The organism is Cupriavidus sp. SIMBA_020, assembly GCF_046535395.1.
GTDB lineage: Bacteria > Pseudomonadota > Gammaproteobacteria > Burkholderiales > Burkholderiaceae > Cupriavidus > Cupriavidus campinensis.
The window spans coordinates 1-279 of the sequence record NZ_JAWRWU010000413.1 but is presented as its reverse complement, the minus strand read 5'-3'; the positions used below and the strand labels follow the sequence as shown (position 1 = coordinate 279).

Here is a 279-nt window from a genome sequence, read left to right as displayed (position 1 = left end):
CGTACGTTCGACTTCTATCCGTTCATCGGCTTCACCGACACCGAGACCGATTTCGCGAAAGTCGCGGGCAACTACAACGAGGTGGGCATCCATCTGTCGCCGCTCGGCGGCAACGCGCAGAGCACGGCCGGCCCGGTCGGCTGGGAGCCGGACGTCGTGAACTGGAACCAGACGCTCAATGCGGACGGCTCCTGCACGATCACGCCGAACAGCGACTACTCCTGCCAGACCACCGGCTCGCCGTGGACGCTGCGCAAGAACGCGGACGGATCGAACGAC

General features: G+C 64.9%; 1 protein-coding gene. It reads left to right on the top strand.

What is annotated here, in order from left to right; all coding sequences use genetic code 11:
• A partial coding sequence (locus SB751_RS29830) for a DUF2957 domain-containing protein (protein WP_410749002.1) occupies positions 1-279 on the top strand: 279 nt, incomplete at both ends.